Origin of the sequence: Streptomyces milbemycinicus (assembly GCF_002154605.1) — a bacterium.
Classification (GTDB): domain Bacteria; phylum Actinomycetota; class Actinomycetes; order Streptomycetales; family Streptomycetaceae; genus Streptomyces; species Streptomyces milbemycinicus.
Map to the genome: position 1 here is coordinate 1 of NZ_MUNE01000250.1, position 8,881 is coordinate 8,881.

Genomic DNA, 8,881 nt, shown 5'->3' on the forward strand with positions numbered 1-8,881 from the left:
TGGCCAGGCCGCTGACCCGCCAGGCGCGCCCCAGCGCGGCCTACGGCACGACCGGCCCGGCCATGACCTGCTAGGACTTGGTTCGCTTGGGCGCCGCCGCCTTCGCGGCCCGCTTGGCCTCCTGCTTGAAGGCGCGGACCTTGTCCAGCGACTCGGGCCCGGTGATGTCGGCGACCGAGCGGTACGAGCCCTCCTCGCCGTAAGCGCCCGCCGCCTCGCGCCACCCCTCGGGCCGTACGCCGTACTGCTTGCCGAGCAGCGCCAGGAAGATCTGCGACTTCTGCTTGCCGAAGCCGGGCAGCGCGTTCAGCCGGTCGAGCAGTTCCTTGCCGGTGCCGACGTCCCGCCACAGAGCCGCGGCGTCGCCGTCGTAGTAGTCGACCAGGTACTGGCACAACTGCTGCACCCGCTTGGCCATGGACCCCGGGTAGCGGTGCACCGCGGGCTTGGCCGACAGCACCTCGACGAACCGCTCCGGGTCGCAGGCGGCGATCTCATGCGCGTCCAGGTCGTCGCCGCCCATGCGCTGCGCGATGGTGTACGGCCCGGAGAAGGCCCACTCCATGGGCACCTGCTGGTCGAGCAGCATGCCGGTCAGCGCGGCCAGCGGGCTGCGCCCGAGCAGTTCATCGGCCTCGGGCCGCTGGGCGAGGCGAAGGGTGACATCCATCCCGTCCGGGTACCCCTCGCGACCGGGCCGACCCAGCCCGACCCGTTCAGGTTCCCCCGCACGGGGGACACAACCGGGTCAATTCGGCCGAATTGCGAGGGATTCTGGACCGTGCGAATCTGGTGGCAACCCTGAATTCGATCAACCAGAACCAGAGGGAGACCGAGCGCAGCGGGACATTAGCGCATCGATGTGCCGCGGGCAGGATGTGACATCGGACCACGGAGACGAGTGACCATGTCAGCAACCGCGACTCGCCACCGGCGCCATGACGACACTCCCGACACCGACGGTGACTTCGCTCGCCTTTCCCGGCTTCCGTCGGGGCCGGAGCGCGACGCCCTGCGTGAGGCGATCATCTGTGCGTGGCTGCCCGTGGCGAAACGCCTGGCGCTGCGTTTCCGCAATAAGGGCGAGAATATGGAAGACCTCACCCAGGTCGCCTCGCTCGCCCTGGTGAAGGCGGTCGACCGCTACGATCCCGACCTCGGCCACGCTTTTCCCTCGTATGCGATCCCGGTCATCACCGGTGAACTCAAGCGGCACTTCCGCGACTATCTGTGGACGCTGCATGTGCCCCGTAATATCCAGGAAGTCCGCTCCCGCACCCGCTCGGCGCGCGACGCCCTCGAACAGGAACTCGGCGGCCGCACCCCCACCATCACCGAGATCTCCACCCGCACCGGTATGCCCAAGGAAGATGTGATGGCGGGCCTGGAGGCCAGCGCCTCCTGCACCCCGCTGTCCCTCAACGCCGCGGTCCAGGGCGCCGAGGAGCGGCTGCTCGCGGAGACGGTGGGCGCGGACGACGCGGCGATCGAACGGGTCGTCAACCGGGAGGCCCTACGGGCGCTGATCACCCACCTTTCGGAACAGGACCGCTACGTGCTGTATCTGCGGTTCTTCGTCGGCCTCTCGCAGAGCCAGATCGGCGAAATCCTCGGCTTCTCGCAGATGCACATATCCCGCAGGCTCTCCCGGCTGTACAGCGAATTGAGGCAGGGCCTGCTGGCCCATGCCTGACCCCGCCGGGCGGGCCCCGCCCGGCCGCGCAGGAGGTGGCCGATGGTCTCGGAGACGGCCCGTATCGCCACGGACGGCGCGCTGCTGGTGGGCGATCTGGTGGTGCCCGACGGGGCCCGCGGTGTGGTGGCCTTCGCACACGGCAGCGGCAGCTCCCGGCACAGCCCGCGCAACCGCTCGGTGGCCGAGACGCTGCAGCAGGCGCGCCTGGGGACACTGCTGTTCGACCTGCTGACCATGGACGAGGAGCGGGTGGACGCGATCACCGCCGAGCACCGCTTCGACATCCCCCTGCTGGGCCGGCGCCTGGTGGCCGCGGTGGACTGGCTCGGCGGGCATCCGGCGACCGCCGCCCTGCCGGTCGGCCTGTTCGGCGCCAGCACGGGCGCGGCGGCCGCGCTGGTGGCCGCGGCGGAGCGGCCGGAGCGGGTGCGGGCGGTGGTCTCGCGCGGCGGCCGCCCCGATCTGGCGGGCGGGGTGCTCTCCCGGGTCCGCGCTCCGGTGCTGCTGGTGGTGGGCGGCGAGGACCACGAGGTGCTGCGGCTCAACGAGCAGGCGGCGGCCATGCTGGCGGCGCCCCACTCCGTGCATGTGGTGCCCGGCGCGACCCATCTGTTCGAGGAGCCGGGGACGCTGGCCCAGGCGGCCGCGGCGGCCCGCGACTGGTTCCTGGACATGACCGCGACCCCCGCGGGAGGGCCGGGCGGCTCCCGCCGGTCGCCCCGGCGGCCTTGAGCCACCGCCGGCAGACGGCTGTCGCCGCCGTCGCGCATCCGGCCGGGGGTCGCACAGAAGCACTCCCGGAGCGCTCAGGGGTTGCCGAGGGGCGCTGAGGGGGCGTCAGGTGCCCAGCACCGCCCGCAGGTCGTAGCGCACCGGCTCCTCCAGCTGGGCGTAGGTGCAGCCGCGCGGCTCGCGGTCGGGCCGCCAGCGGCGGAACCGGGCGGTGTGGCGGAAGCGGTCGCCCTGCATATGGTCGTACGCCACCTCGCACACCCGCTCCGGCCGCAGCGGCAGCCACGACAGGTCCTTGACGCCGGTCCAGCGGCTGGGCGCGCCGGGCATCCGGCCACGCGTCTGCGCCCCTTCACTGGCCCAGTCGGCCCAGGGGTGTCCGTCGAGGGTGTCCATCCGCAGTGGCTCCAGTTCGGCCATGAGCTCCTGCCGGCGGCGCATCGAGAAGGCGCCGCACACGCCGACGTGCTGGAGCCGGCCGGTGGCGTCGTACAGGCCCAGCAGCAGCGAACCGACGACCGGGCCGGACTTGTGCTGCCGCATCCCCGCCACCACGCAGTCCGCGGTCCGCTCGTGTTTGACCTTGACCATGACCCGCTCCCCCGGCCGGTAGCCGAGGTCGGGGTGTTTGGCGATGACGCCGTCCAGACCCGCCCCCTCGAACTGCTGGAACCACTGCTCGGCAAGGTTCGGGTCATCGGTCCAGGGCGCGGTGTGGACCGGGTCCGCGGCCTCGCGCAGCGCCTCGGTCAGCACGTCCCGCCGCTGCCGCAGCGGCGTGTCCATCAGGGACTCGTCACCCAGCGCGAGCAGGTCGAAGGCCACGAAGCTCGCCGGAGTCACCTCCGCGAGATGACGCACCCGCGAATCGGCGGGGTGGATGCGCTCCAGGAGCGCGTCGAAGTCCAGACGGCTCCCGCGTACGATCACGATCTCGCCGTCGAGGACGCAGCGCGGCGGCAGATTCGCCAGAAGCGCGCCGACCAGTTCCGGGAAGTAGCGGGTCAGCGGTTTGCCCGAGCGGCTGACCAGTTCGATCTCGTCCCCGTCGCGGAAGATCAGGGCCCGGAAGCCGTCCCATTTCGCCTCGTACCACATGCCCGGCGGGATGGCGGCCGCGGACTTGGCCAGCATCGGCTCCACCGGCGGCATCACCGGAAGGTCCATGCCCCGATTGTGTGTCCTTCCCCGGCCCGGCGCCCGCCGGGAGGTGGCCTGTGCCCCGCGGGCCTAGCGTGGAATCCATGGCAGAGACGGCGGAGCTCACGGTCGGCGAGCGCACGGTACGGCTGACCAACCCCGGCAAGGTCTATTTTCCGCAGCGGGGATTCACCAAGCTGGACGTCGCGCGCTACTACCTGGCCGTCGGCGAGGGCGTCCTGCGGGCGCTGCGGGACCGGCCGACGATGCTGGAGCGCTACCCGGACGGCGTAGAGGGCGAGTCGTTCTTCCAGAAGCGGGCGCCGAAGAACCTGCCCGAGTGGATTCCGACCGGGCGGATCTCCTTCCCCAGCGGGCGCCACGCGGACGAGATCTGCCCCACCGAGCCCGCGGCCGTGGTCTGGGCGGCGAATCTGGGGTGTCTGACCTTCCACCCGTGGCCGGTACGGCGGCAGGACACCGACCACCCCGACGAGCTGCGGATCGACCTGGACCCGCAGCCGGGGACCGACTACGAGGACGCGGTGTGGGCGGCCGGCCAGCTGCGGCCGGTGCTGGAGGAGCTGGGGCTGCGGGGGTGGCCGAAGACCTCGGGCGGCCGCGGGCTGCATGTGTTCGTGCCCATCGAGCCGGTGTGGACCTTCACCCAGGTGCGCCGGGCCGCGATCGCCATCGCGCGTGAGCTGGAGCGGCGTGCGCCGCGGCGGATCACCACGGCGTGGTGGAAGGAGGAGCGCGGCGAGAAGGTGTTCGTGGACTACAACCAGACGGCCCGCGACCGGACCATCGCCAGCGCCTATTCCGTACGCCCCCGGCCGCACGCCCCGGTCTCGGCGCCGCTGCACTGGGAGGAGGTGCCCGACGCCAGGCCGCGGGACTTCGATCTGGCCACCATGCCGGTGCGGTTCCGGGAACTGGGCGATGTGCACGCCGACATGGACGAGCAGGTCTGCCGGCTGGAGGCCGCCCTGGAGCTGGCGGACCGTGACGAGCGCGACCACGGCCTGGGCGATCTGCCGTATCCGCCCGAGCATCCGAAGATGAAGGGCGAGCCCAAACGGGTGCAGCCCAGCCGAGCCAAGAAGTGAGACCGCAGCCGCGTTCCATGGGCCCGCGGTGCGCACCGCGGGCCCGCCGGCTCACCGTCGAGGGGTGATGAACTGGGCGGCGCCCAGGGTCGAGAACCACGTGCGGATCTGGTTCTGGTCGTCGGTCTTGGCGAGCGAGAGCAGGAGCAGCAGCCGCGCCTTCTGCGGCGTGAGGTCGTCGGCGCCGATGACGCCGTCGGTGTTCTTGTCGTAGACGGCGCCGGAGCCGGTGCGGGTCGTCGATGCGAAGATCACGCCGTTCTTGACCGCGTCCTTGCGCGCCGCGGACATCTGCGGGGAGACGCCGCCCGCGCCGGTCCCGGCGGTCACGACCCCGTCCGCCCCGGCGTCGGCGAACGCCTTGATCGCCTCGCCGCCCGCGTCCTGGTAGCTGTAGGCGATCTCGACCCTGGGCAGCGTCTTGCCCATCTTGTCCAGGTCGAAGGGGGTCTCCCAGGTCTTCTTGCCGCACTGCTGGATACGCGCGGGCGCCCGGTTGAGCCGGATGTTGTCCTGGTCGACGACGCCGAGCTCACCGCTGGCACCGCTGCTGAAGGTGTCCATCCGCAGCGCGTCGGTCTTGCGGACCTCGCGGGCGGCCTGGATCTGGTCGTTGAGCATCAGAACGGTGCCGTAGCAGGTGGTCTTCCCGCTGGCGGCGAGGTGGATGGCGTTGTACAGATTGGCCGGCGCGTCGGTGCCGATCACCGTCCAGGGGCGCATCGAGCCGGTGAGGACCACGGGCTTGTCGCTGCGGACGGTCAGGTCCAGCCAGTACGCGAACTCCTCCATGGTGTCGGTGCCGGTGGTGACCACGACCGCGTCGTTCGTCTTCAGGGCCTGGTCGACCGTGGCGGTCAGCCTGCGGTAGTCGGCGATCGAGTAGCTGCCGGAACCCTTGTTGCCGAACTGCTCGGTGGTGACGTCGGCGACCGTGTCCACCTCCGGCTTGAGGTCGTCGACCATCTTGGAGATCGGCAGCTTGCCCGACTCGTAGTCCTGGAAGGACACCCGGTTCTTGCTGACGCCGGAGATGGTGCCGCCGGTGCCGATGACGGCGACCTTCGGCACAGGCTTCTTGTCGGGCTCCGCTCCGGCGACCGAGGCGGTCGTGCCGAGGGCGAGGGATATGAGGGTGAACAGCACCGTGGAACGGCGGGTGAGCTTACGCATCAGTGGAAGGGTCTCCTCAGCCGGGATGTGATTTGGCCACTGGCCGGATGGAAACTTTCCGCATACATGTTTCCCGGGCGTTCGGTGATCGTGAACACACGATTGCCCTCCGCTCTAAGCGCTGCCCCCTCGTGGCGAACGGTCGCGCAGCCGCGCCAGGAGCAGCGCCACATCGTCGTCCGGCGCCCCGTGCAGGGCGGCCAGCACCTGGTCGCAGGTCTGCTCCAGCGGGCCCTGCTGACGGCCCAGCAGCTCCAGCAGGGTGCGCAGGCCCACGTCGATGGACTGGTGGCGCTTTTCCACCAGACCGTCGGTGAACAGGGCGAGCAGGGTGCCCGGCGACAGCTCGCATTCGACGGAGGCGAACGGTACGCCGCCCACGCCCAGCGGCGCGCCGCTGGGCATCTCGAGGAGTTCGGCCCGCCCGGCGGGGCGCACCAGCACCGGTGGCAGATGGCCGGCGGTGGACAGCAGGCACCGGCCGCTGCGCGGGTCGCAGACCGCGTACAGGCAGGTGGCGATCGAGTCGCCCAGGGTGATGGTGATGTCGTCGAGGTGGCGCAGCAGTACGGCGGGCGACAGCTCGAGCTGGGCGAAGGCCCGGGTGGCGGTGCGCAGCTGGCCCATGATCGCCGCGGCGTGGATGCCCTTGCCCATCACATCGCCGACCACCAGGGCCACCTTGCCGTCCTTGAGCGAGAGCACATCGAACCAGTCGCCGCCGGCCGCGCTGACCGCGGGCAGATACCGGGAGGCGATCTCCAGACCGTCCAGGTCGCGCGGCTGCTGGGACAGCAGGCTGCGCTGCAGGGTGAGCGCCGCGTCGCGCTCCCGGGCGTACAGGCGGGCGTTGTCGATGCACAGCGCGGCGCGGGTGGCCAGTTCACAGGCGAGGGTGAGGTCCTGCTCGTCGAAGGGCCGGGCGTTGATCGTACGGTGCAGGCTGAGGGTGCCGAGCACGCTGCCGCGGGCGATCAGCGGGGCCGCCAGATAGGAGTGGACGCCCTCCTTGCGCAGTACGGCGGCGGACGCCTCGTCGCGCGCGATGCGCCGCAGATCCCCCTCGGTCACCTGGGGCAGGAAGATCGGCTGGGCGTCGCGGACACAGCGCGTGATCATACGGCTCGGGTCGTACCGGGCGATCTCGCCGACCGGGTCCGCCGCGTGCACGGCGTCGGTCGGGTAGCCCGCCGCCACGGCCAGCGCCCGGAAGCGGGCCCAGCCGTCGGCGCCCACCCGGGCCATGGGCTCGCGGCGCACCACGGCGTCCAGCACATCCACGGCGGCGAGGTCGGCCAGCCGGGGCACGGTCACATCGGCCAGCTCCTGGGCGGTCTGCCGCAGGTCCAAGGTGGTGCCGATGCGCACTCCGGCCGCGGCGATCAGGGCCAGCCGCTCGCGCGCCTCGGCGACCTCGCTGGCCTCCCGGTGGCGCCGGGACACATCGAACACCGAGACCGCGATGCCCAGGACCCGCCCGCTGGTGTCCTCCAGCCGGTAGTACGACTCCGACCAGGCGTGCTCGTGGTCCGGGTCGGCCGGGGTACGGCCGACGGTCTCCTGGTCGAGCAGCGGCTGCCCGGTCTCCAGGACGTGCAGCATCGCGCCCTCGATCGCCGAGGCGTCAAGACCCGGCAGCACGTCCGTCAGGCTCCGGCCCCGCAGGTCGCGCTCGGACAGACCGTTCATCTCCAGCAGGGCCGGGTTGGCCAGGATCCACCGCAGGTCCGTGTCGAATACGGCGAGGCCCACGGGCGACTGCTCGACCAGGAAGCCGGAGACGGCCAGGTCGGTCTCCAGCTGCCGTACGGTGCCCTCGTCGGCCGCGAGCCCGAGGGCGTAGACGTCGCCTCGGGAGTCGCGCAGGCCCATGGTGCGGTACTCCACCCGCAGGGCGGTGCCGTCCTTGTGCCGGACCGGAAAGACCCCCGCCCGCTTCTCACCCGCCTGCGCCCGCACGAACATCTCCACCGCGGACGGCCGGTTCTCGCGGTCGACCAGCAGCCGGGCGGCGTTGCGGCCCAGGGCCTCGGAGGCGCGGTAGCCGAACAGTTGCTCGGCCTCCGGGCTCCACAGGGCGATACGGCCGTCGCTGTCCAGCACCACGGCGGAGACCCGCAGCAGATCGAGCAGGCCTCCCGGGGCGGCGAGATCGTTCAGCTCCGCCTCGCCGTCCCCTCGCGGGCGGTCTCGCGCGTTCGGCGGGCGGTCTTGCGAAGTCATCCGGGTACCTCATTCCCCGCTGCCCGTACGCAGGGGCGGGCCGACGCGGCACCAGCGATCGGCCGGGCGGGCGTGCCCTTCTTCTGTCATACATCTCCAGGCCCGGCCGCGCACACCCAGGTCACACCGCGGGCCGGGCTCCCAGGGCGCGCAGCACGGTGCCGGCGGTGCGCTCCAGATAGCCGGCGTCGGGGCGCACCCCGCGGATGGAAACATGCCAGTAGACCAGCGCCCCGAGCAGATCGAGCGCCAGTTCGCGGTCCGTGTCCGGGGGCAGCTCGCCGCGCCGTACCGCCCGGTCGAGCACGTCGGTCACGCGCGAGCGGCGCGGTTCACCGATGGACCTGGCCAGCGCCTGGGCCAGATCAGGGTCGCGGTTCGCCTCGGCGATGAGGTCCGGGAAGATCCGCGAGAACCGCGGATGGGTGAGCCAGTCGGCCACCGCGCCGAGCATGGCCAGCACATCGCCGTGCAGCGAGCCGGTGTCGGGCGCCTCGGCGAGTTCGACGCTCAGCTCGGAGGTGACCGCGATGATCATGTGCTGTTTGGAGGGCCAGCGGCGGTACAGAGCACTCTTGCCGACCCCCGCCCGTTTGGCCACCGCCTCCATCGAGAGCCGTCCGTAGCCGTGTTCGGCGAGCTCGTCGAGCACGGCCTCGGCGATGGCCGCGGTCTTGTCGGCGCGCAGGGCTGCGGCGCCGCTCGGGGCGCGTCGGGTGGGCTCAGGCATGCGCCGACGGTAGCAGATGGACGGGACGGTACCGTCCCGTTTATGCTCGATCCGAAGGACGGGACGGTACCGTCCCGT

The 8,881-nt window shown here is 71.6% G+C and carries 8 protein-coding genes; 3 read left to right on the plus strand and 5 right to left on the minus strand.

Translation table 11 applies throughout. The features are described from left to right. Positions 1-70: 70 nt before the first annotated feature. The gene (locus CCN51_RS20720) at positions 71-670 is read right to left on the minus strand and encodes an HhH-GPD-type base excision DNA repair protein (protein WP_014181478.1); all 600 of its coding nucleotides are present in this window, start codon (positions 668-670) and stop codon (positions 71-73) included. Positions 671-907: 237 nt separating this feature from the next. On the opposite strand from CCN51_RS20720, the gene CCN51_RS20725 reads away from it, so the two are divergent. After that, positions 908-1,693: a SigB/SigF/SigG family RNA polymerase sigma factor gene (locus tag CCN51_RS20725; protein ID WP_014181477.1), complete on the plus strand. Its 786-nt coding sequence runs from the start codon at positions 908-910 to the stop codon at positions 1,691-1,693. A 42-nt stretch (positions 1,694-1,735) separates the two neighbouring features. Further along, a complete protein-coding gene (locus tag CCN51_RS20730; protein WP_014181476.1) occupies positions 1,736-2,428 on the plus strand; it encodes a dienelactone hydrolase family protein in 693 nt (230 codons plus the stop codon). Between the two features lie 105 nt (positions 2,429-2,533). Here CCN51_RS20730 and CCN51_RS20735 read toward each other — a convergent pair whose 3' ends face one another. Continuing rightward, positions 2,534-3,595 (minus strand): ATP-dependent DNA ligase, encoded by a 1,062-nt coding sequence (locus CCN51_RS20735; RefSeq protein ID WP_014181475.1) that lies wholly within the window; start codon positions 3,593-3,595, stop codon positions 2,534-2,536. A gap of 77 nt (positions 3,596-3,672) precedes the next feature. Between CCN51_RS20735 and ligD the strand changes: the two genes are divergently transcribed. Next, positions 3,673-4,677 carry a non-homologous end-joining DNA ligase gene (gene ligD, locus CCN51_RS20740; protein WP_014181474.1) on the plus strand — a complete coding sequence of 335 codons (1,005 nt, stop codon included), beginning with the start codon at positions 3,673-3,675 and terminating at the stop codon, positions 4,675-4,677. A gap of 51 nt (positions 4,678-4,728) precedes the next feature. Here ligD and CCN51_RS20745 read toward each other — a convergent pair whose 3' ends face one another. The 3 genes from CCN51_RS20745 to CCN51_RS20755 all read right to left on the minus strand — a co-directional run bounded on the left by CCN51_RS20745 (position 4,729) and on the right by CCN51_RS20755 (position 8,803). Then, positions 4,729-5,850 carry an asparaginase gene (locus CCN51_RS20745; RefSeq protein ID WP_014181473.1) on the minus strand — a complete coding sequence of 374 codons (1,122 nt, stop codon included), beginning with the start codon at positions 5,848-5,850 and terminating at the stop codon, positions 4,729-4,731. A 114-nt stretch (positions 5,851-5,964) separates the two neighbouring features. Next, positions 5,965-8,073, minus strand: a complete 2,109-nt coding sequence (locus CCN51_RS20750; RefSeq protein ID WP_014181472.1) for a SpoIIE family protein phosphatase — start codon at positions 8,071-8,073, stop codon at positions 5,965-5,967. Between the two features lie 121 nt (positions 8,074-8,194). Next, positions 8,195-8,803: a TetR/AcrR family transcriptional regulator gene (locus CCN51_RS20755; RefSeq protein ID WP_014181471.1), complete on the minus strand. Its 609-nt coding sequence runs from the start codon at positions 8,801-8,803 to the stop codon at positions 8,195-8,197. Between the last annotated feature and the right edge of the window lie 78 nt (positions 8,804-8,881).

Coding starts and splice junctions, on each gene's coding strand:
- CCN51_RS20725 (WP_014181477.1), top strand. CDS start 908: ATGTCAGCAACCGCGACTCGCCACCGGCGCCATGACGACACTCCCGAC.
- CCN51_RS20750 (WP_014181472.1), bottom strand. CDS start 8,073: ATGACTTCGCAAGACCGCCCGCCGAACGCGCGAGACCGCCCGCGAGGG.
- CCN51_RS20735 (WP_014181475.1), bottom strand. CDS start 3,595: ATGGACCTTCCGGTGATGCCGCCGGTGGAGCCGATGCTGGCCAAGTCC.
- CCN51_RS20730 (WP_014181476.1), top strand. CDS start 1,736: ATGGTCTCGGAGACGGCCCGTATCGCCACGGACGGCGCGCTGCTGGTG.
- CCN51_RS20720 (WP_014181478.1), bottom strand. CDS start 670: ATGGATGTCACCCTTCGCCTCGCCCAGCGGCCCGAGGCCGATGAACTG.
- CCN51_RS20745 (WP_014181473.1), bottom strand. CDS start 5,850: ATGCGTAAGCTCACCCGCCGTTCCACGGTGCTGTTCACCCTCATATCC.
- CCN51_RS20755 (WP_014181471.1), bottom strand. CDS start 8,803: ATGCCTGAGCCCACCCGACGCGCCCCGAGCGGCGCCGCAGCCCTGCGC.
- ligD (WP_014181474.1), top strand. CDS start 3,673: ATGGCAGAGACGGCGGAGCTCACGGTCGGCGAGCGCACGGTACGGCTG.